This is a genomic window from Collinsella aerofaciens (assembly GCF_039758965.1).
In the GTDB taxonomy this organism is placed as follows: domain Bacteria; phylum Actinomycetota; class Coriobacteriia; order Coriobacteriales; family Coriobacteriaceae; genus Collinsella; species Collinsella aerofaciens_BR.
Genome location: NZ_JBDMSL010000003.1, coordinates 73,031 through 94,905, shown reverse-complemented (window position 1 = coordinate 94,905; position 21,875 = coordinate 73,031). Strand labels below are relative to the sequence as shown.

The 21,875-nt window shown below is 60.0% G+C and carries 18 protein-coding genes; 13 read left to right on the top strand and 5 right to left on the bottom strand.

Translation table 11 applies throughout. From position 1 onward, the window contains the following. The first annotated feature begins 36 nt into the window (after positions 1-36). The 5 genes from pflA (at position 37) to ABHU32_RS01715 (ending at position 3,792) form a co-directional block, all read left to right on the top strand. On the top strand, positions 37-855 hold the full coding sequence (pflA, locus tag ABHU32_RS01735) for a pyruvate formate-lyase-activating protein (RefSeq protein ID WP_346978665.1): 819 nt from the start codon (positions 37-39) through the stop codon (positions 853-855). Between the two features lie 126 nt (positions 856-981). Further along, complete coding sequence (mtnN, locus tag ABHU32_RS01730) at positions 982-1,722, top strand: 5'-methylthioadenosine/S-adenosylhomocysteine nucleosidase (protein WP_346978663.1); 741 nt, start codon at positions 982-984, stop codon at positions 1,720-1,722. A 38-nt stretch (positions 1,723-1,760) separates the two neighbouring features. Then, positions 1,761-2,351, top strand: coding sequence for a ribosome biogenesis GTP-binding protein YihA/YsxC (gene yihA, locus ABHU32_RS01725; RefSeq protein ID WP_346978662.1), 591 nt, complete (start codon positions 1,761-1,763; stop codon positions 2,349-2,351). Positions 2,352-2,444: 93 nt separating this feature from the next. Continuing rightward, on the top strand, positions 2,445-3,128 hold the full coding sequence (locus ABHU32_RS01720) for a DUF3990 domain-containing protein (protein WP_346978661.1): 684 nt from the start codon (positions 2,445-2,447) through the stop codon (positions 3,126-3,128). Positions 3,129-3,159: 31 nt separating this feature from the next. Then, a complete protein-coding gene (locus tag ABHU32_RS01715; protein ID WP_346978660.1) occupies positions 3,160-3,792 on the top strand; it encodes a helix-turn-helix transcriptional regulator in 633 nt (210 codons plus the stop codon). A 286-nt stretch (positions 3,793-4,078) separates the two neighbouring features. On the opposite strand, the gene thrB is transcribed toward ABHU32_RS01715, so the two are convergent. Then, on the bottom strand, positions 4,079-4,960 hold the full coding sequence (thrB, locus tag ABHU32_RS01710) for a homoserine kinase (protein WP_346978659.1): 882 nt from the start codon (positions 4,958-4,960) through the stop codon (positions 4,079-4,081). A gap of 203 nt (positions 4,961-5,163) precedes the next feature. Beyond that, positions 5,164-6,681 (bottom strand): threonine synthase, encoded by a 1,518-nt coding sequence (thrC, locus tag ABHU32_RS01705; protein WP_346978657.1) that lies wholly within the window; start codon positions 6,679-6,681, stop codon positions 5,164-5,166. 103 nt (positions 6,682-6,784) lie between these two features. On the opposite strand from thrC, the gene ABHU32_RS01700 reads away from it, so the two are divergent. The 7 genes from ABHU32_RS01700 (at position 6,785) to ABHU32_RS01670 (ending at position 16,204) form a co-directional block, all read left to right on the top strand. Beyond that, positions 6,785-8,173, top strand: a complete 1,389-nt coding sequence (locus tag ABHU32_RS01700) for an aspartate kinase (protein ID WP_117766542.1) — start codon at positions 6,785-6,787, stop codon at positions 8,171-8,173. Positions 8,174-8,346: 173 nt separating this feature from the next. Next, positions 8,347-9,372, top strand: coding sequence for an aspartate-semialdehyde dehydrogenase (locus ABHU32_RS01695; RefSeq protein WP_346978654.1), 1,026 nt, complete (start codon positions 8,347-8,349; stop codon positions 9,370-9,372). 401 nt (positions 9,373-9,773) lie between these two features. Further along, complete coding sequence (locus ABHU32_RS01690; protein ID WP_346978652.1) at positions 9,774-10,352, top strand: methylated-DNA--[protein]-cysteine S-methyltransferase; 579 nt, start codon at positions 9,774-9,776, stop codon at positions 10,350-10,352. Between the two features lie 228 nt (positions 10,353-10,580). After that, positions 10,581-11,264, top strand: coding sequence for a response regulator transcription factor (locus ABHU32_RS01685; protein ID WP_346978650.1), 684 nt, complete (start codon positions 10,581-10,583; stop codon positions 11,262-11,264). A gap of 2 nt (positions 11,265-11,266) precedes the next feature. Beyond that, complete coding sequence (locus ABHU32_RS01680; protein ID WP_346978648.1) at positions 11,267-12,646, top strand: sensor histidine kinase; 1,380 nt, start codon at positions 11,267-11,269, stop codon at positions 12,644-12,646. A gap of 85 nt (positions 12,647-12,731) precedes the next feature. Continuing rightward, positions 12,732-13,433: an ABC transporter ATP-binding protein gene (locus tag ABHU32_RS01675; RefSeq protein ID WP_346978646.1), complete on the top strand. Its 702-nt coding sequence runs from the start codon at positions 12,732-12,734 to the stop codon at positions 13,431-13,433. Positions 13,434-13,438: 5 nt separating this feature from the next. Beyond that, entirely contained in the window at positions 13,439-16,204 is a 2,766-nt protein-coding gene (locus ABHU32_RS01670) for an FtsX-like permease family protein (RefSeq protein WP_346978644.1), read from the top strand. A gap of 542 nt (positions 16,205-16,746) precedes the next feature. On the opposite strand, the gene ABHU32_RS01665 is transcribed toward ABHU32_RS01670, so the two are convergent. Together ABHU32_RS01665 and ABHU32_RS01660 are read right to left on the bottom strand one after the other, a co-directional pair. Continuing rightward, the gene (locus ABHU32_RS01665; RefSeq protein WP_346978643.1) at positions 16,747-17,826 is read right to left on the bottom strand and encodes a 6-phosphofructokinase; all 1,080 of its coding nucleotides are present in this window, start codon (positions 17,824-17,826) and stop codon (positions 16,747-16,749) included. 140 nt (positions 17,827-17,966) lie between these two features. After that, a complete protein-coding gene (locus tag ABHU32_RS01660; protein ID WP_346978641.1) occupies positions 17,967-19,052 on the bottom strand; it encodes a carcinine hydrolase/isopenicillin-N N-acyltransferase family protein in 1,086 nt (361 codons plus the stop codon). Positions 19,053-19,213: 161 nt separating this feature from the next. Here ABHU32_RS01660 and ABHU32_RS01655 point away from each other — a divergent pair, with 161 nt between their 5' ends. After that, positions 19,214-20,599 carry a M18 family aminopeptidase gene (locus ABHU32_RS01655; protein ID WP_346978639.1) on the top strand — a complete coding sequence of 462 codons (1,386 nt, stop codon included), beginning with the start codon at positions 19,214-19,216 and terminating at the stop codon, positions 20,597-20,599. Between the two features lie 254 nt (positions 20,600-20,853). Here ABHU32_RS01655 and ABHU32_RS01650 read toward each other — a convergent pair whose 3' ends face one another. After that, the gene (locus ABHU32_RS01650; protein ID WP_346978637.1) at positions 20,854-21,789 is read right to left on the bottom strand and encodes a D-2-hydroxyacid dehydrogenase; all 936 of its coding nucleotides are present in this window, start codon (positions 21,787-21,789) and stop codon (positions 20,854-20,856) included. Positions 21,790-21,875 lie beyond the last annotated feature (86 nt).

Below are 21,875 nucleotides of genomic sequence, written 5' to 3'. Positions count from 1 at the left end.
AATTGGTTGCATCCAAGGAGAGGCAAGGTAGCGCGAATGGCAGAAATGACGCTTGAGGGTGTGGACGCTCGTCCCGAGGACTCTGCGTTTGCCCTGGGCCGCGTACATTCGATTGAAACGATGGGTACGGTCGATGGGCCCGGCATCCGCTTCGTAGTGTTTGTCCAAGGCTGCCCCATGCGCTGTGCGTATTGCCACAACCCCGATACCTGGTCGGTTAACGGCGGCACCATGGTGACCGTAGAGCACCTGATGGACGAGTTCCAGAGCAACCATGAGTTCTATCGCAGCGGTGGTATTACGGTGTCCGGCGGCGAGCCGCTCCTGCAGCCCGAGTTTTTGGCTGATCTGTTCCGTGCCATGCACAGCAACCCCGACGGCCGCGTGCATACCTGCCTGGATAGCTGTGGCTACGCCTTCGACCCCCAGCATCCCGAGAAGTTCGATGCCCTACTCAACGAGACCGATATGGTGCTGCTCGACATTAAACACGCCGATCCCATCGAGCATAAAAAGCTGACCGGTTGCGATCCCGCACGCATTCTGGCGTTTGGTGATGAGCTCGCGCGTCGCAAGATTAAGGTCGTTATCCGCCACGTGGTGGTGCCGGGCATTACCGACACGGTGGAGGAGTGCGAGAAGCTCGGCCGCCTCATCGCTCCGTGGCATAATGTGGTGGGTTTGGAGATGCTGCCGTATCACACGATGGGCGTCGTCAAGTATGAGCAGCTGGGGATTCCCTATAAGCTCGAGGGCGTTCCGCAGATGGATACCGCGCGCATGCCCGAGCTGCGCAACGCCGTCATGGCGGGCATGAAAAAGCGCCGCGCGGAGCTCAGGTCGGCCATCGGCTAACAAGCTATTTTTGCCCCTTTATGATACCCGAGCTGTACTGGCCTAACGGCTTGGTGCTGACGCGGTTGAGCCAAAATGCTGGTACCATACCGTGGATAAGCAATTTGCACGGATTTGGGGGATGGCATGGCAACCATCGCGATCATAGGCGCACTCGAAAAAGAGGTTGCGCAGATTAAGGAAGAGCTGAGTGGCGCGCATGAGTCGCAGGAGGCGGGCTTGACCGTTGTGAACGGTGGGCTTTCGGGTCTGACGGTAGTCGCCACGACGGCAGGCATGGGGACCGTGAACGCCGCTGCCGCAACGCAGCATCTCATCAGCAAATACGCCCCGCAGGCCGTTGTGTTTTCGGGTATTGCGGGCGGCCTAAACCCTAAACTCCATATTAACGACGTGGTTATAGGCAAGTGCCTGCGCTATCTGGATACCGATACGGCACTCATCGCCGAGTCCGCGCCGGGGCTCGAGGAGTTTGCCTCGACGCCGGCGTTGGTTGATGTTGCCGCCGCCGTGCTTGCCGAGCATGGATTTGTGGATACCTCGGCGGATGAGAATTCTGCGGAGAAGGACCCCAAGCAGTTCCTGTGTGGCACTATCGCCACGGGTGACCGCTTTGTTACGGGTGACGCCATGCGTAACGCTGCGATTGAGGCCACGCATGCCGATTGCGTCGAGATGGAGGGCGCGGCAATTGCGCACATCGCGGCCAAGAATGGTGTCGATTGCCTGGTGCTGCGCGCTATCAGCGATAATTGTGACGAGGCATATGATGCGTTTTGCGAGCGCGAGTTCGATCTGGATGAGTACGCTCGCACCGCAAGTGACATCACGCTCGATATCGTCCGCCGCATTGCCGCTGCGCAATAGCGCGTCTATTTGTAAGAACCTACGACCAAGGAGTGTCCATGGCCGATTCCATTAACTATCAGCTTGCCAAGTTCGTTGCCAGCTACGGCAAGGTTTCGCAGATTCCCGAGTCCACCTGCCCTGAGGTGAGCTTCGTCGGCCGCTCCAACGTGGGCAAGTCCTCCATCATGAACAAGCTATTTGGCCGCAAGAACCTGGTCAAGGTTTCAAGCACGCCGGGCAAGACGAGCAACATCAATTTCTTCGAGGCCGACGACGTGCACTTTGTGGACCTGCCGGGCTACGGTTTCGCCCGTCGTTCCAAGGCCGAGCGCGACCGCTGGGCTGAGCTTATCGGCGACTTCTTCGACTCAGAGCGCAGCTTTAACCTGGTTGTGTCGCTGGTGGACATTCGCCACGACCCCAGTAAACTCGACCATGACATGATCGACTACCTGCAGGGCAACGAGTTCAACTTTATCGTCTGCCTCACCAAAGCCGACAAGCTCAGCCGCACCCAACAGGCCCGCCAGGCAGCAGCCATCAAAAAGCAGCTCAACGTCCCGGCCGAGAACGTGATCATCACAAGCTCCCAGATCGGCACCGGCATCGACGAGCTTAAGCGCCGCATTGCCGAGGCCTGCCTTTAGTCAGGCCTCGGCCCCTCAAAAGCTCTTATCTATATCACCTCAGTGATAGTTATTGGTAAACTATCACTGAGGTGATATTTTTTGGAGGTCGATATGGAGCTTTGGCACGGGTCGGACGTTGTTGTCGATCATCCATCGTTGGATAAATGCAGGCAATTCAATGACTATGGGCGTGGGTTTTATTGCACACCGCATGAGGAAATGGCAATGGAGTGGGCATGTCGAACCGAGTTTGATGGCATTGCCAATCGATATGAGCTTGATTTAGATGGCCTTGCGATTTTGGATTTGGAATCAGGTGAGTTCTCGATTCTCAACTGGCTTGCAATTCTGGCGAATAACAGAGAGTTCAATGTATCAACGCCAGTGGCACGCGAGGGGCTTCGTTATCTGCTGGATAACTGCCTGATTGATATTTCTCCCTATGACGTTATTCGAGGTTATCGTGCAGACGATTCCTATTTCTCGTTTGCAAGACAGTTTGTCAACGGCATGATCTCGCTCAGGCAATTGCAGCGCATTATGTTTTTGGGGGATTTGGGCATTCAATATGCGCTTATGAGTGAGCGTGCGTTCTCGGCGATTAAGTTCCGCGATTGGAAGCAGGCCTCGGGAGCTGAGTTTTATCCCAAAAGATTTGAGCGAGAACAGAACGCTCGACGAAAGTACCTGGATACGGTAAACGGATTTGACTCTAATGGTGTCGACATTAGGGATTTGATGGCAGGGAGGGTTGATTTAAATGATCCAAGAGTTAACGGATTGTGGGCCGAGTAGGACATACCCCGTCTACTACCTCGAGGATGCAATGAACAACCTCGGCGACTGCTTTGACTATGCCGTTAACGATTATGGGGCAGAAGGATCGGAAGTTGCTGAACTCTTTTGCCTGAGCGGCGTAGCCCGCGAGTTCGAACGCGGCAACGCATGGGTAGTGTCGGGAAAATCGGGCGTTGAGCTGTTCGCGCTCATTGCCGAAAGGTCCGGCTATCAATCAAGGCCGATGCCAAATCGAACCTACCGATTCGAAAAGACACCGGAATATTGGACAGGCTGGATATTGGCATACCTTCAGTGGCGCCTAGGAGAGTCTTTCGAAGATTTGCTGCATGTCGTTCCATTCGATGTGCTACGCAGTCTGTACTACCCCTGGCACGAAGCCTCGGAGGAACGCGTGGCTCGCCTCGTCTGCGATATGGCGAAAAAAGCGTCCAGGCAAACCAAACTTGCGTTAGCAAGAAAGAGGCTCAAGAAAACCCAACAAGATCTGGCATACGAATCGGGTGTGTCACTCCGCTCAATCCAAATGTACGAGCAGCGTCAGAGAAACATCAATGAAGCCTCGGTAACAAGCGTACGAGCCATAGCAAAAGCCCTCCACTGCAACATCGAAGACCTCCTAGAACCAGTCTTCGAATACAAAGAAACCATCGCCGCGTAAATCAAACACACAGCCGATGCTCACCTCTAGGAAATGCTCCAACTTAGCAAGAGCCCCTGCCAATAAAAATCAACTATCAGCCCGGCGCCCCTTCAAAGCGTGGGTCCCTGTAGACATCCTCAGCAAGGTAGGCGCTGGGACGGTCGGGATGTTCCCTCAAAATCATTCCGCAGCGCGAAGGCCCCTTGTCCGTCGCTCCGTAGGAGCAGGACAAGGGGCCTTCATGCGCGAGGACGATTTTGAGGGAATATCCCGACCGTCCCGGACAGGTATATGAGGAGGATGTCTACAGGTACTCGATTTGAGCGCCTTCCGTGTCGCACGTGAGGATATGCGTGTCGCACTTGGGGAACTGCTCGCGCAGCTTGACCTGCAGGAACTTTGCCACGATGGTGTCGTCGGTCACAGCCATGAGGGTCGAGCCGGAGCCACTGATCCAGATGGTCTTGGCGCCGCCGTTAAGGCAGGTGTCGCGCACGGCGTTGTAGTCGGGAATCAGACGGCGACGATAGGGTTCCTGGATGCGGTCGTCATTGGCGGCGGCAATCAGGTCGAGGTCACCAGTCTCCAAGCCGCGCGTCATACCGGCGATGCGGCCCATCTGCCACACGGCGGTGGAGAGCGGAATCTCCTGCGGCACGACCTTGCGCGCCTCGCTCGTGTGTACCTCGTAGGGCGGAATCACGGTAATAAAACGCAGGCGATCGCTCACCTCGTAGCGCAGGCACTGGGGGAGCGAATCGGTCGGCGTAAAGGAGCAGACGGCGCCGCCCAGGATGGCGGGGGCGACGTTATCGGGATGGCCCTCGACCTCGGTGGCAATGCGGACGAGCTCGGCGCGGTCGACGGTGTGGCCCGTCAGTGCGGCGGCTGCCATGATGCCGGCGACGACGCAGGTGGAGCTGGAGCCCAGGCCACGGGCGACGGGAACGTCAGTCTGAATGTCGATAGCGACGGGGAAGGCCGGCTCGTCCCATGCGGCCAGTGCATCCACAAAGCTGACGTAGACCAGGTTGTCCTCGTTTTGGAACTCTTCGGGGCAGCCCGTGATGGTGAGTTTATCGGCGCGCTCAAAGGTGAAGTGCGAGTAGAGGCTGACGGCCATGCCGAGGGTGTCGTAGCCGATGCCTAGGTTGGCGCTGGTTGCTGGGACGGTGATTTTGATCATGTGGGTCCTCCTGGGCGGGTCTGGCCGTTTAGTTCGCTGCTCGGGCAGTCCTGGCTCGCTCGGAAAGCACATTAAGTGCTTTCCGGCTCGTGCGGAACTCGCGACGAACTAAACAGGCAGACCCGCATGTCAGTTCGTCATCATCCCGGTGGTTATCTGATAAAAGAAGGTGCGCCGGCTTTCGCCGGCGCTTAATAAGGGTTTTAGTTGGTAGCCATCTTTTTTGCTGCAGACTCTACGTAGTTGGCCATGTCGGCTACGTCGCAGACGTCTTCGAAGCGGACAGGCTTGGACTCAAGCTCGGCGAGTTGGACCGGGGCGACCGTGTTGGTGGCCTGCTCGAGTACACGCATAGCCTCAAAATCATCCTCGGGAACGTCGAGGCCCAGGGCGTCGCAGCAGGCGCGCGGGAACTTGTAGGGGCTGGCGGTCGAAAGCAGCACGCGAGCCTTGGCGCCCTCGGCGGGAGCGACCTTTTCAAAGACGTGATAGCCGCAAGCGGTGTGCGGGTCGATCACGTAGCCGTTGGCGTCCCAGCAACTCTTGATGGCAGCGAGGACCTCGTCCTCGCTGGCCCAGCCGCAGCCAAAGACGCTCTGAATCTTGGCCAGCAGCTCGGCGGGTACCTCGTAGCGACCGGTCTGTGCCAACTGCTCCATAAGGCCGGCAACGAGTTCGCAGTCGCCATCGGACAGGAAGTACAGCATGCGCTCCAGGTTAGAGCTGATGAGGATGTCCATCGACGGCGAGATGGTCGTGAAGAACGGGCGGTTACGGTCGTAGACGCCGGTGGTCAGGAAGTCGGCAAGCACGTTGTTCTTGTCGCTCGCGACGATGAGCTTGGCGACGGGCAGGCCCATGCGCTTGGCGTAGTAGCCGGCCAAGATATCGCCAAAGTTGCCGGTGGGCACACAGAACTCTACGGCGTCGCCAGCCTCGATAGCGCCGGCGCGCAGCAGCTGCGCATAGGCGGCAAAGTAGTAGACGACCTGCGGTACCAGACGGCCGACATTGATAGAGTTGGCGCTCGAAAGCACCGTGCCGGCGGCTTCCAGGCGCTCGGCAAGCTCCTTATCGGCAAAGATGCGCTTGACGGCGCTCTGGGCGTCGTCAAAGTTGCCGCGGATGCCGCAGACGGCGACGTTGTCGCCCTCCTGCGTGGACATCTGCAGGTTCTGGACGCGGCTAACCTTGCCCTCGGGATAAAAGACGGTGATGCCCGTGCCCGGAGCGTCGGCAAAACCGGCGAGCGCAGCCTTGCCCGTGTCGCCCGACGTGGCGGTGACGATCATGATGCGCTCGGCGCCGCCGTCCTTGGCGGAAGTGCGGGCCATCAGACGGGGGAGCATCTGCAGGGCGACGTCCTTGAAGGCGCTTGTAGGGCCGCCAAAGAGTTCCATCACATAGGTCTGAGGGGCGTCAACACCCGGCGCAGCGTCGAGTTTGACGAGCGGCGTAACCTCTTCACTCGCGAACGTGCCGCGGTATGCCTCGTCGACACACGCCGAAATTTCTTCGGCCGTGTAATCATTCAGTAACATTCCCAACACATCTTGAGCGATTTCAAAGTACGATTTAGCTGCAAGCGAGCTGATATCGACCTGCTGGGTGCCGAGCTCGTCCGAGACAAACAAACCCCCGTCGGGAGCGATGCCGGTACGGATTGCCACCTTACTTGAGCACGATAAAGTGCGTCCTCGTGTACTATGATAAGTTCCCATATAACACTGCTCCTCGGATGCCTTGGTCCCAATCGGTGAAACCATGGTATCAGAGCACGCAAAATAGGTTCGCAGAGGCTTTTAGAAAGGTAACCTCCACGCCATGATAAAAATTGCCAAGTTTGGCGGCTCGTCGGTCGCCGACGCCGAACACTTCAAGAAGATCAAGGCCATCGTCGATGCCGACCCTGCCCGCCGTTTTGTGGTGGTTTCTGCCTGCGGTCGCCGCTTTAAGGGCGACACCAAGGTGACCGACCTGCTCTACCTGGTTAACGCGCACGTTAAGTATCACGTGTCGTGCGAGGAGTTGCTCGAGGACATTGGCCAGCGCTATTTTGATATTGCTGACGAGCTGGAGCTTACCTATCCCATCCGCGAGGAGTTCGCGGCCTTTGCCGAGCGCGCCCGCTCGGGCGGTTACTCCACCGAGGAGCTCGTGAGCCGCGGTGAGTACTTCACCGCTCGCCTGATGGCCGAGTACCTGGGCCTGCCGTTCCTGGATGCCGCGACGGTCGTTGCGTTCCATCACGACGGTACGCTCAGCATGAACCGCACCTCCGAGCTGGTGCAGGAGTACGGTCAGCAGGGCGGCTTTGTTATGCCCGGTTTCTACGGCGCGACGCGTGAGGGCCAGATCAAGCTGCTCGATCGTGGCGGCGGCGATATCTCGGGCTCGATCTTGGCTAAGTGCCTGGGCGCCGATCTGTACGAGAACTGGACCGACGTCTCGGGCTTCTATTCTGCCGATCCGCGTATCGTTCCCGAGGCTCAGCCCATTGCGCGCGTTACCTATGAGGAGCTGCGCGAGCTTTCGTACATGGGCGCAAGCGTCCTGCACGAGGAGGCCGTGTTCCCCGTGCGCGAGGCGGGTATTCCGCTGGTCATCAAGAACACCAATGCGCCGCAGGACCCCGGCACCATCATTAGCGAGACGGCTGATGAGGGCGAGGCGGAGCCCATCATTACCGGTGTGACCGGCAAGCGCGGTTTTGTCGCCATCAACGTTGCCCGCGACCGCACCAAACCCCGTGTCGGTTTTATGCGCCGCGCGCTTTCGGTCTTCGAGCGCTATGACGTTTCCGTCGAGCACATGCCCACCGGTGTCGACCGCTTTGGCGCCGTGGTGCAGGAGCAGGACGTGCACGATTCGCTGTACTCGCTCGTGGGAGACATTCAGCAGGAGGTCGAGCCGCTCGAGATCGAGGTTGTCGAGGGCCTGGCGCTTATCGCTACCGTTGGCCGCAACCTGCGCGGTCGTGCTGGCATCTCTGGCCACCTGTTTGGCATGCTTGGCCAGGCGGGCGTGAGTGTGCGTATGATTTCGCAGAGCTGTGACGAGATCAATATCATCATCGGTGTGGAGGAGAAGGACTTTGATCTGGCGATTCAGACCATTTACCGCGCCTTCTCCGACGAGAACGGCATTGTGAAGGTCTCCGATCTGGAGGCTCCCGCGCCGGTCGATCCCGCTCTGGTCGCGCTCCACAAGTAGCTGCTATCCCAGTAGATTTTTGGACTTGCCTCAAAAATCTATGGCGGGGCGTTTCGTTTCGGTTTCGTTTCGACGGGGCGGGTTTCGTGCCCGCCCCGTTCTTGTATACACTGGCAACAATAATCGGCCTGCTTGGCGTGCGGGCAAAAGCCACAACCTTTAAAGGGGGAAGCATGAAACAGTACACGGTTGCTATTTTGGGCGCGACGGGAGCCGTGGGCACCCAGATGCTCGAGTGCCTCAACGAGCAGGAGTTCCCGGTTGGCAAGCTCAAGCTGCTGGCGAGCGCGCGTTCTGCGGGCAAGACCGTCGAGTTCCGCGGCGAGCAGATCGTGATCGAAGAGGCTTGTCCCGAGGCCTTTGAGGGCTGTGACATTGTGCTTGGAGCTGCCGGCGACGACATCGCGAAGGAGCTACTGCCCGAGGCCGTCAAGCGCGGCGCCGTCGTGGTCGACAACAGCCATGCCTTCCGCATGGATCCCGAGGTGCCGCTGGTTGTGCCCGAGATCAATGCCGACGACATCAAGTGGCATCACGGCCTTATCGCCAACCCCAACTGCGCGACCATTATCGGCCTGGTTCCCACCTGGCCGCTGCATCAGCTCGCTGGCGTGAAGCGCATGATCGTCTCGACGTACCAGGCGGCTTCGGGTGCTGGCGCCCCCGGTATGGCCGAGCTCGAGGCTCAGCTGGCCGCCCTGGGTCGTGGCGAGGAGATTCCCGAGCCGCGCGCGTTTGCCGCCCAGCTCGCGAGCAACCTGATTCCGCAGATTGGCGGCGTCAAGGAGGAGGGCTTTACCTCCGAGGAGATGAAGTTGCAAAACGAGGGCCGCAAGATCATGCATCTGCCCGAGCTGCGCGTGAACTGCACCTGTGTGCGCGTGCCCGTGCTGCGCTCTCATTCCGAGAGCATTACGCTTGAGTTTGAGCGTGATATTACGGCCGAGGAGGCCCGTGTTGCGCTGGCTGCCGCTCCGGGCGTGAAGCTGGTTGACGACATGGGCGCCGAGGATGCGCACGAGCGCTTCCCCATGCCGATGGATACGTCCGACCAGGACCTGATCTGGGTCGGCCGCGTGCGCCGCGACATCTCGAACCCCGAGGCCGCGCGCGGTATCACCTTCTGGTGCTGCGGCGACCAAATCCGTAAGGGCGCGGCAACCAACGCCGTCCAAATCGCTAAGCTGCTCTGCGAGTAGTGTGACCTGTCCGGCGGGGGCCGGGCTTAGTTTTCAGAACGTCCTCGACCATGTGTGGCGCCTTGTCCTGCTCCTTCGGAGCCGCGGACAAGGCGCCACACTGGTCTGCGGAGTGTTCTGAAAACTAAGCCCGGCCCCCGCCTGCGGTGACGCTGCTGCAAGCGGCCTGCGATGGGGCCGTTGTTGGCTGGGGTCGCTGGGCTGATGGGAGCACGTGGCTGTTGCGGGCCCTGGTCCCAGCGGCGGCCTCGGCGCTTTGCGCCTGCCGCCTTGGGGGACTGTGGGGCGCGGCCGGCAGCTGCGGCGCGTTCGCGCCTGCTGCCTAGGGTGACTTTGGGGTCGATTGGGGTTGTCTGCACAATTCGCGGTATTATGTTGCGGAGTTTTGAAAGGAGCCGCTGGTGGTCACGACGACGTTTGCTTCGCCTTTGGGCGAAATCTTGCTTGCCGCTGATGGCCGCGGTCTGACGGGACTTTGGTTTGAGGGGCAGGAGCATTTTGGCTCCACGCTTCTCCGGGAAGACTCCGAACATGTTGAAGGCGCCGATGCGGTTTCTGGTGCTGGCGGCATGTCGTCGGTAAGTCCCGCAAATGGTGCGGCGTCTTCGGTGCTTGAGCGTTCCTGGGCTTGGCTGAATGCTTATTTTGCGGGGCAGGAGCCTCGGTTTACGCCGCCGTTGCATATGATTGGTACGGCGTTTCAGCGCGAGGTTTGGTTTGAGCTGCTTTCTATCCCGCGTGGCGAGGTCGCTACGTATGGCGAGATCGCCCAGCATGTTGCGGCTCGACATCGTGCACCGGGAAACGAAGCACCCGTTGTGTCTCCCCGTGCCGTGGGGGCCGCGGTCGCGCGTAATCCCATTTCGATCATTGTGCCGTGCCATCGTGTGGTTGCCGCCGACGGCTCGCTTAACGGATATGCCGGCGGACTTGATCGCAAAGAGTGGCTGCTTCGGCTTGAGGGCGCGTACGAGGAATAACGTTCGAGCACTTTGCATAGTCAAAACGCCCTGAAAGAACGAGTCGCCGTCCTTTCGCGGCCGGCATGCGTCCAAGCGCTCGGCATATGTGCCTTAAGTTTGGCTAAGCCCTATCCTGCGTATTTGAAAACGCGCAGGTTGAGTAGCTAAGGATGCGCTAAGGCGGCTGGCGGTGCGCTATTATCGGCAGTATCGAAACCTGTATAGCCGTGCGCCAAAGGAACAACCATGAAGCTGATGCTTGCCGAGGACGAGCCTGGCCTCTCCCGCGCTCTTACCGCGATTCTTCAACATAGTGACTACGAGGTCGACACCGCGCTCGACGGCCTGACGGCACTCGAATATCTACTCGCCAACGACTATGACGCCGCAATCCTGGACATCATGATGCCCGGCATGGACGGTATCGAGGTTCTCAAGCGCACGCGTGAGGCCGGCAAACGCCTGCCCATCATCATGCTCACGGCAAAAAGCGAGGTGTCCGATAAGGTCGAGGGCCTGGATGCCGGTGCCAACGATTACCTGACCAAGCCGTTTGCCGCCAAGGAACTGCTCGCACGCATTCGTGCCATGACGCGCGCTGCCACGGCGATTGACGCTACGACGCTCAGCGTGGGCAACGTGCGTCTCGACACGGCGGCTTACACACTCGTTGGGCCTTTGGGCGAGGAGCATCTGGCTAATCGTGAGTTTCAGCTTATGGAGCTCTTTATGCGCAACGCCGGCACGCGTATGCCTACCGAGCGTCTGATGCTCGGGGTTTGGGGTGAGGACGCGCCCGAAGGCGCCAACGTGGTGTGGGTCTACATCTCGTACCTGCGCAAAAAGCTGACGGCGCTTGGTGCCAACGTGGCCATCCGTGCATCGCGCAACCAGGGCTATTCGCTCGAGGTTGTTGAGGAGGGCGAATAGGCGTGAGCGCGAGTGCGTGGTGGAAGCGCACGACGGCAAAGCTCGGCATGGGCGCGGACTCGGGTAATCCGGGGCGCGCCGATGCTGCCAGTGCAATGGGACGTCGCCTGCGTCGTAAGTTCATCCTGGTTGCCATGGGTGCCGTGACCGCCGTGCTTACGCTTATCATCGCCGGCATCAATATCGTCAACTACTCGCATGTCTGCAAGATGGCCGACGCTCGTCTGGGCTATATCTTGGCGGGCAAGGACGGCATTGATTGGACGGATGAGCCTAAGGCCGATCCCGGTCAGGATGCGGTTGCCGGCAAGGTTGCTACCGGTAACCGGGCAGCCGTTCGCGATGGGCATTTTGAAGGCATGACGGCGGAGTCTCCCTTCGACACGCGCTACTTTACGGTGTCGATTGCCGGTGGGCAGGTGACCGATGTCAACACGGCCCGCATTGCCGCGGTGGGTGCCAAGCGTGCTGCACGCATCGCTGCAGGACTATATTCCAAGGGTCGGACCTCGGGCTTTTCTGGTAACTACCGCTATACGGTTACGGTTCAGGGCGACGAGACCACCTATGTGTTCGTGGACTGCTCGCGCGAGCTTGCAAGCTTTCATTCGTTTTTGAGCGCGAGCGTGGCGATCAGTTGCATTGGCTGGCTGGCGGTGTTGGCAATTGTGGCGGGTGCCTCGGGCGCGGTGATTCGACCGATGGTCGAGAGCTACAGCAAGCAAAAGCGCTTTATTACCGATGCGAGCCACGAGATCAAGACGCCGCTGGCCGTGATTGATGCCGCTAACGAGGTACAGGAAATTGAGAGCGGCGAGAGTGAGTGGACGCAGAGCATTCACGAGCAGGTCGCGCGGCTGACGGCACTTACGGAGCGTCTGGTATTTTTGGCTCGCATGGACGAGGGCTCGGCGGGCTTTGCCATGACATCGTTTGATCTTTCGGAGGCGGTGGACAAGGCGGCGGCGCCGTTTGAATCGGTGGCGGTTTCGCGCGGCAAGCGGCTGTCGACGTCGATCGCGAGCGGTGTGCGGGCCCATGCCGATGCCGCGGCAGTGGCGCAGGTTGTTGAACTACTGCTGGACAACGCCACACGCTACGCAAGCGAAGACAGCGTTATCGAGCTGAGCCTGCGTGCTGTTTCGCGCGGTGCGGGCAAAGGCTCGGCCGAGCTTGTCGTTTCGAACGCCGTGGACGAGCTGCCCGAAGGCGACCTGGACCGATTGTTCGACCGCTTCTATCGTGTGGACGTGTCGCGCAGCTCCAAGACAGGCGGCTCGGGCGTGGGCCTATCCGTGGTGCGAGCCATCGCCGAAGCCCATGGCGGGAGCGCTTCTGTCTGTGGCCACAGCAACCGGATCACCTTCACTGTCCGCCTCTAAAACCTATCAAAATAAACCTGTCCCTTTTTGGTCGGTGCGAAATGGGTAATACTAAGGAGTTATCCGACCAGATGGGAATTAATCGATGGCTTATATCGAATTCAAAGACGTCATCAAGGCGTACGGCGAGGGCGATGCCCGCATTCACGCGCTCGACGGCGCGAGCTTTACCGTTGAGCGCGGCGAGCTCGCCATTATCCTGGGCGCCTCGGGTGCCGGCAAGACTACGGCGCTCAACATCCTGGGTGGCATGGATACGGTAACCTCCGGCACTGTGACGGTGGACGGGCGCGACGTGAGCTCCGCCAACGAGGCGCAGCTCGTGGAATACCGCCGTGCCGACGTCGGCTTTGTCTTCCAGTTCTACAATCTGGTCCCCAACCTGACGGCGCTCGAAAATGTCGAGCTCGCGGCGCAGATTTGCCCCGATTCGCTCGATGCCGAGCAGACGCTTCGTCAGGTTGGCCTGGGCGAGCGCCTGGGCAACTTTCCGGCGCAGCTTTCGGGCGGCGAGCAGCAGCGTGTGTCCATCGCCCGCGCGCTGGCAAAGAACCCCAAGCTGCTCCTGTGCGACGAGCCAACGGGCGCACTCGACTACAAAACCGGTAAGCAGATTTTGCAGTTGCTGCAGGACACCTGCCGCAAGCAGGGCATTACGGTCATTATCATCACGCACAACTCCGCGCTCGCGCCCATGGCCAATCGCCTGATTCGCTTTAAGAGCGGTCGCGTGGAGAGCGAGACGGTCCAGCAAAATCCCGTGCCGATCGAGACGATCGAGTGGTAGCGCCCATGGATCAGGACCGCCAAAACAGCCAACGCCGCGACGCGCGGAACACGGAGCGCGAGCAGGATTTTACGACCTACCGCACTGCCCAAAGCTCAAACGACATGGTGCCGACGGTGTTTCGCCGCGGTGTCTACCGCACGATTCGCGGCAGCCTCAAACGCTTCTTGTCTATCGTCGTGATCACCGCGCTCGGCGTGAGCGTGATGTGCGGCCTTAAGGCGGGTTGCGAGGACCTGTGCGATTCGGTTGACGCCTACTTTGACCAGCAAAATGTCTATGACATTAACGTGCAGTCGACCTATGGCCTGACTGACGATGATCTCGACGCCATCCAAGAGGTCGATGGCGTCGAAACGGCCGAGGGCATCTACACCGAGACCGCCTACACCGCCGTGGGCACAACGCGCGAGCGCGTGGTCGTGCAAAGTCTCTCCAAGGAGAACATCGATCAGCCAGTGCTCGTGAACGGCGATTTGCCCGAGAGCGCCGATGAGGTCGCGGTGACTTCGAAGTTCCTGAAGGCTTCGGGCAAAAAGCTCGGCGATACGGTGAGCTTTGCTGCCAACGATGCGAGCTCGTCGAACCAAAGCGCCAAGGATCAGTTTGCCGATGGCGATTACACCATCACGGCCGAGGTTCTCGATCCCACTGATGTGAGCTCCGACTCGACAGTTAACGCCTTTCGCGCTGCTTCGGCGGCGGACTATAAGTTCTATGTGAGCGAGGACGCCGCGACATCTTCTTCCTACTCCGCTGTCCACGTGATCGTCGAGGGAGCCAAGGATCTCAACTCCTATTCGGATGCCTACGCGGCAAAGATCAATGAGGTCAAGGGCAATATAGAGAAGATCCGCGAGGAGCGTGAGAAGGCGCGCGCTCAGGAGCTGACGGTCGACACGCCGACAAGCTTGGATGCGGCCGAGCGCCAGGCGAATATGCTCTTTGGGATTGAGCAGGACAACATCAACCGCATGGCAGAGGGCAGTGAGGAGCGCGTGCAAGCGCAGGCCGACCTGGATCAGCGCCGTGCCGCCGCCGACCAGCAGTTTGCCGATGCCCGCGCCGAGCTTTCCGATCTGGGAGAATGCACCTGGTACATCCAGGACCGCGGCAATATCGCAAGCTACTCGAGCGTGGAGAGCGATAGCTCGTCAATTGAAGCCATCGCCACGGTGTTCCCGTTCATCTTCTTTATCGTCGCCGTGCTCATCAGCCTTACCACCGCCACGCGTATGGTCGAGGAGGAGCGCACGCTCATCGGCCTGTATAAGGCGCTCGGCTATTCGCGCGGACGCATCCTGTCCAAATACGTGGACTATGCGCTGTGGGCTTGTCTGATCGGCGGCGTGCTCGGCAACATCATCGGATTTGTGGGCCTGCCGCTGTTCTTGTTTACGGTGTTCGACGACATGTACTCGCTGCCCCAGATGTTGCTTTCGTACGACATCGTGTCCTCGATCGTTTCGGTGGCGCTGTTTGCCGTGGGCGTGGTGGGCGCCACGATTATCGCCTGCCGCCACGAGATGGCCGAGACCCCGGCCTCGCTCATGCGCCCCAAGGCCCCGCGCGCCGGCTCGCGTATCTTGCTCGAGCGCATCGGCTTTATCTGGCGCCGCATGGGCTTTTTGAACAAGGTGGCAGCACGTAACCTGTTCCGCTACAAAAAGCGCGCCTTTATGACCATCTTTGGCATCGCGGGCTGTACGGCGCTTGTGATTTGCGGCATGGGCATTCGTGATACGTCGGTCGCGCTTTCGCCCAAGCAGTACGGGCATATCACGCGCTACGACCTGCTGGCTGTCGCCAATCCCGACGATTTTTCGCAGACGTGCGCGGCATTGGATGAGCGCAGCGCGGCCAATGATTTCAACGTGACCGTGACCTCGACCCTGCCGATTATGACCGACAACGTCACCTTTACATTCGGCGGCAAGAGCGAGACCGTGCAGCTGATAGTGGTGCCAGATGACCGCACGAACGACCTGGACGACTACGTGTGTCTCGAGGACGAGTCCAAAGAGCCGCTATCTTTGCGCGACGGAGATGTGTATCTGAGCAAGAGTTCACAGCTGGTTCTTGGGATTCAGCCGGGCGACACGGCGCAGGTCCAGGATTCGTCGCTCAACGTCGCCAAGGTCAAGGTTAGCGACATCTCGCTCAACTATCTGGGCAACACGCTTTACATGACACAGGGCACCTATGAGCGCGCGTTCGGTCGAAGCGTGCGCCTTAACGGCGTCTTTGTGCTGCTTAAGGGCTCATCTTCTGACCAGATTGCGTTTAGCAAGAAGATTAAGAGCGACGGTTGGCTCACCATCTCGAGCACGGCCGAACATTGGCAGAACTACGAGGCGAACTTTACGATTATCAATTCTGTCGTGGTGCTCGTGACCTTTATGGCGGCGTGCCTGTCGTTTGTGGTGGTGTTTACGCTGTCCAACACTAACATCTCCGAGCGCGAACGCGAGCTGGCGACCATCAAGGTGCTGGGCTTCCGCCGTGGCGAGGTGCACCACTACGTCAACAAGGAGACGTTGATCCTCACGGCGATTGGCACTGCACTGGGCGTGCCGCTGGGTGGCCTGCTTGCCGAGAGCTTTACGTACATCCTGCAGATGCCGTCGCTGTACTTTGACGTCGAAGTCGAGCCGCTGAGCTACGTGCTTGCCGTGGTGCTTTCCTTCGGCTTTACGATCATCGTCAACCTCGCCACCAACCGAACCCTCAACAAGATCGACATGGTCGGCGCCCTCAAGAGCGCCGAGTAACCTGTCCTGGGATTCAAGTTCTAGCGAGCTGCCGACGCGCCCGCAGCAGTATTTTTGCATAAACCGCTCCGCCAAATGCATACTTTGACGGGGCGGTTGCTTTTTGCCCACAGGTACCCCAGGGGGCGCCGTGCAAATTCCGGAGTATTCAGCGTCCCGGGGTCCGCGGGCGCGGGGGCGGGTGCACAAAACCGCGCTGAAAGCCCCGATTCTGAGTCCCAACGCCTCTAGAGCCGCTCGTTTTTTTTACAGGATGCGGCCCATGGTGCCTGCCTTTCGCCCAAAATCCAGTATGCAGGCACCCTCGGCTGCTGAATACTCCCAAAAATGCACGCCGCATCCTACCCCAGGCACCCGTAGCAAGAAGACGAATAGCCTCGGCCTCCCTAGTTACCGCAGGAGGCCCCAGGGCTTACCTCCCAAATCTTTCCGCAGGACGGAAGGACCCCGCCGCGCGAAGCGCACGGCGGGGTCCTGACATGTCCGAGGACGATTTGGGAGGTAAGCCCTGGGGCCTCCGATGGGGGCGGTTACAGCCGAGGCTATTCGTCGCCGAAGCTGATGCCCAACGCCTTGGCCTCGCGCACCAGGTCGCTCTGGGGGTCGACATACTTGAGCTTGCCGGCGACCTCCTCGAGCGGCATGTGACACATCTTGCCGTCACGCAGGGCAATCATGTAGCCAAACTCGCCGCGCAGGCAGCCGAGCGCCGCCTCGACGCCGCACTGGGTCGCAAAGATGCGGTCCTGGGCATCGGGCTGACCGCCGCGCTGCGTGTGGCCGGGGATGGCGACGCGGGTCTCGCGACCGGTCTTGGTCTCAATCTCCTTGGCGATGTCGTAGACAATCGACGGACTCGTGCGCTCGGCAAGCTTTTTCTTGTACTCCTTCTTGGACAGCGCCGCGTCCTCCTTAGAGATGGCACCCTCGGCGACGGCCACGATGGTAAAACGGCTGCCGGTCTCCATGCGATACTCGATGGTCTTGATGACGTTATCCATGTCGTAGGGAATCTCGGGAATCAAGATGACATCCGCGCCGCCCGCGACGCCGGCGTACAGCGGGATCCAGCCAACCTTGTGGCCCATGATCTCGATGACAAACACGCGGCCGTGGCTCGAGGCGGTAGTGTGGATGTCGTCGATGCACTTGGTGGCGACGTCGATGGCGCTCGTAAAGCCAAACGTCAGCTCGGTGCCCCAGGTGTCGTTATCGATGGTCTTGGGCAGGGCGATAACGTTGAGGCCCTCTTCGCGCAGGCGGTTGGCGGTCTTGGTGGAGCCGTTACCGCCCAGCATAAACAGGCAGCCGAGCTGCAGCTTATGATAGGTGTGGACCATCGCCGGCACCTTCTCGACACCATCGGCTTCGGGGGTATCCAGGCGCTTGAACGGCGTGCGGCTCGTGCCCAGGATGGTGCCGCCGCGGGTGAGGATGCCGCTAAAATCGGCGGGCGTCATGACGCGGAACCTGCTGTAGATAAGGCCCTGATAGCCGTCCTCAAAGCCATAAATCTCGATAGGCTCTTCGCTATTGGTCATAAGCGTTTTGACAATGCCGCGCATGGTGGCGTTGAGCGCCTGGCAGTCGCCGCCACTAGTAAGAAGACCGATTCTAAGCATGGTGAATCCTTCCGGGCAAGTTATAACATGCGCATAAGTTTACCCCCGCACACTGTTGATACGGGGGTAAAACGTGTTAGCTCAAATGTATGGAAATGTAAGCAACGTCAGGCCAGCGTAAGGACGACGGTGCCAGCTCCTTACAGCGCGAAGGCATCGATGTCGCCCCAGTGGCGGCGCAGCGTGATGGCGGCAGCGGGCTCGGTGTTGTCAAAGACGACCGACCACTGCGTGTTGCTGGTGATGTCTTCCGGATTGGGCTCTTGCGCCGCAGCGCGTAGGGCCTTCCAAGCGACTGCCTCGTTCTGGGCACCGACATGGGCGTCAAGGACATCGGCGATTGCGACGGCGCGCTCTTTACCATGGCCCAGCTCGCCATTCTTTTGGTTGGGCAGCACTTCGTCGCCATAGCAGGCATAGAAGTTCGTAACCTGGCGTACAGGAGTCGCTTTGAAAGCGCGGTCCGGATCGCGCGGATCCCACTCTACTACGCGCGCGTCACCGGCGGCGTCGTTGATAAAGAAGTGGTAATCGCGTCCTGCCATAGCGTGCATGTCGTAGGCGGAAAGCAGGTCGACAGCTTCTTGCGTGGTGGCGGCACGGTCGAGCACCAGGCGGATGGCGAGCGAGGTGTTGATGGCGGGGCGTTGCGTGTCCTGGTCACAGGGCTTGGAATCCAGGGTGAGTACGGCAATGGACACGCCGCATTCGTTAACACCGTCGAGCTGGGCAAACGGGCCCATCAACGCCGCGGCGCGTCCGGTGATGGAGTCAAGCGGAGTGTTGGCGCCCAGGTTATTGAGGGCGGCAAACCCGACGGAGGCATAGCCGTCGCGCGGGTGATTGCGCACCAGCAGCGCCGAAGTATCGTCCTTAAAGTCGTAATTGCGACCGGTGCGCACGCGACCTTCGGCATCCACGGCGACAAAGGCGCTGCAGGCAAACTGGGGTGCCTGAACATGCGCCGGCACACCGGGCAGCACCTGTGCCACCACGGCATCGATGTAGGCCTGGTCGTCGCGCACGCCAGCGGCGATGATGCGATCGAGATCGTAGTCGTAGGCGATGTCGATTGCGTACAGGTCATAGCCATCCGCGTAGCCGGTCAAGCGTTTGAGCGACGCGGCGGACTTGATTTGCTTGCGGTAAACGATGCCGGCGGCAGCGGCAAGGCCGACGGCGACTCCCGCGACACCGCAGGCGATGGCAATGTTACGTGGCTTCATGACGGCTCCTCTCGTCCTGTTAGCGCAATTGTCGCAAAAGAAGCGCGGGCATGATGGCTCAACTTGGTGAGCGGCGCGGGATTAAACATGGAATGAAGAGCGCGGCGCTGGCGTGGCGGGGTATGCTGGAGGGGACCATCAACCCAGCGAAAGGGGAGAGCATGACGGATCAGGAAACGCCCGAGCGCGTGCACGTGACGGCCGACGATATCGAGGCCGCCAACGACCTTATCGACTTTATCGAGGCGTGCCCCAGCATGTTCCATACGGCGGCGACCATTATGGCCGAGCTCGACGAGGCGGGCTTTACCTACCTGCCCGAGAACGCGGCGTGGGATATCGAGCCGGGCGGGCGTTATTACACGCAGCGTAATACCTCGAGCGTTGTTGCCTTTAAGGCGGGCGAGGACCTGGCCGCGACGTGGGGCGAGGACGGCGTTGCCGGTGACTATCATTTTCAGCTCACGGCGTCGCACAGCGATTCGCCGACGTTTAAGGTCAAGGCTGTGCCCGAGCTCGATGGCGCAGGTGAGACGTTGCGCCTGAACACCGAGGCCTACGGCGGCATGATCGACTACACCTGGTTCGATCGCCCGCTGGCGCTCGCGGGCCGCGTGTTGGTGCGCGAAGGCGACCGTATTGAGAGCCGCCTGCTTGCCACCGAGCGCGAGGTCGCTATCATTCCGAGCCTTGCCATCCATATGAATCGTGGCGTTAACGAGGGCTTTGCGCCCAACCGCGCCGTCGACCTGTGCCCGCTCATCAGCGCCGGTGATCTTAAGCAGGGCGACTTTGATGCTCTGATTGCCGACGAGTTGGACGTTGAGCCCGAGCAAATTTTGGGTCGCGACCTGTTCCTGGTCAATCGTCAGGATGCGCGCATTTGGGGCTGGGCCGACGAGTTTATCTCGACGCCCAAGCTTGACGACCTGGCCTGCGCCTACACCTCGCTGCAGGCATTTTTGGGTGCCGAGAACGCGCACGATGTTTCGGTCTTCTGCTGCTTTGATAACGAGGAGGTTGGCTCCGAGACCAAGCAAGGCGCCATGTCGACGTTCTTGGCCGATGCACTGCGCCGCATTAACGGATCGTTGGGCTTTGACGACGAGTCGTACCATCGCGCCCTTGCCGCATCGATGCTCGTGAGCTGCGACAACGCACATGCCGTGCACCCCAACCACGCCGAGAAGTGCGACGCCCGCAATCAGGTTGTGCTCAACGGCGGCATCGTCATCAAGGAAGCCGCCAACCAGCACTACTGCACCGATGCCTTTAGCCGCGCGGTGTTCCAGGCCATCTGCGATGACGCCGACGTGCCCACGCAGGCCTTCGCCAACAAGAGCGATATGGCGGGTGGCTCCACGCTCGGTAATCTGTCCAATATGCAGGCGAGCATGCATGCCGTGGACGTGGGCCTGCCGCAGCTGGCCATGCACTCGAGCTACGAGACCGGCGGCGTACGCGACGTGATGTACGCCATCCGCGCCCTCACGGCCTTCTACGAGTGCAACCTAACCATCAACGGCGCCGAAAGTGTGGAACTCTAAAATCTGCCAAAAAGGGACAGGTTTACTTTGGCAGGTTTTATTTGGGCAAATGCCGCAATGCCAACAGCTGGACAGAATTGTTATAACACCGCAGGTTGAGCAAACGTCAGCGAGCGATGTCCAGAGCGAACAAGTTGGCATGAAAAAGGCAAGGCATAGACCTTCTGGTCATGCCTCGCCTTTTGAATGACAAATTGTCGCTCTGGGCGGCGCGCAGCGTCGACCGGTCCGCCGTTCGTTAGAACGGCGGAACCCTAATGTTCGATCCAGCAGCGCAGGGTCTCGCCTGCCTGCAGGTGACGCAGATTCTCCGCGGCAATGTCGACCACATTGTTGAGCGTGGCTGCCAGGTGGAACCAGCCGGAGACGTGTGGCGTGATGAGCATGTTGGGCGCATCCCACAGCGGGCTTGTCTCAGGCAGCGGCTCGGGGTCGGTGACGTCGACCGCGGCGCCGGCGAGATGTCCCGACTCCAGGGCGGCAACCAAGTCGTCGGCGACCACAAGGTCGCCGCGGCCGCCGTTGGCAAAGAAGGCGCCCGGTTTCATCGCGGCGAAGAACTCGGCGTTCGCCAGGCCGCGGGTCTCGGGTGTGCTGGGCATAAAGGATGCGACGACGTCTGCCTCCGCCAAGCGCTCGGACAGGGCATCCATGCCGTCCATGTCCTCAAACACAATGGGGTAGACGAGCGGATGGCGCTTGATGCCGCGGACGTGCGCGCCCATGCTGCGGCAGAGCGTGGCGAAGTGGCCACCGATATCGCCCGCGCCCAGCACCAGCACATTGGCGTTTTTGAGCGAGGTGACCGGCCCCAAATCCTTCCAGCGATGCTCGCGCTGCAGATCGTGATAGCCGGGCAGGCGCTTCATCATGGAAAGGACCATGGCAAACATGTGCTCGCTTACGGCCTGACCGTAGGCGCCCACCGAGCAAGACAGTTTGGCGTCGGCTGGTACGGTGCCGGCGGCAAGGTAGTCGTCATAGCCGGCGGTCTGCAATTGCAACAGCCGGAGATGCTCACATGCCGTGAGCATGTCAGGGTCGATGTTGCCCAAGATCACGTCGGCATCGGCGACCTGCTCGCGCGTGGCGGCATCGGCGCTCGTGTAGATAAAGTCCTCGCCCGGAGCGCTCGACTCAAGAATTGCGCGATGGCGGTCGTTGACAGGCAACAAAACCAGGATGTTCACAAGCAGTCCTCTCCGCTTGACCTGCCAAAAAGGGACAGGTTTATTTTGGCAGGTTATATCAGGTAAAACACTCAATTAAAACGCCG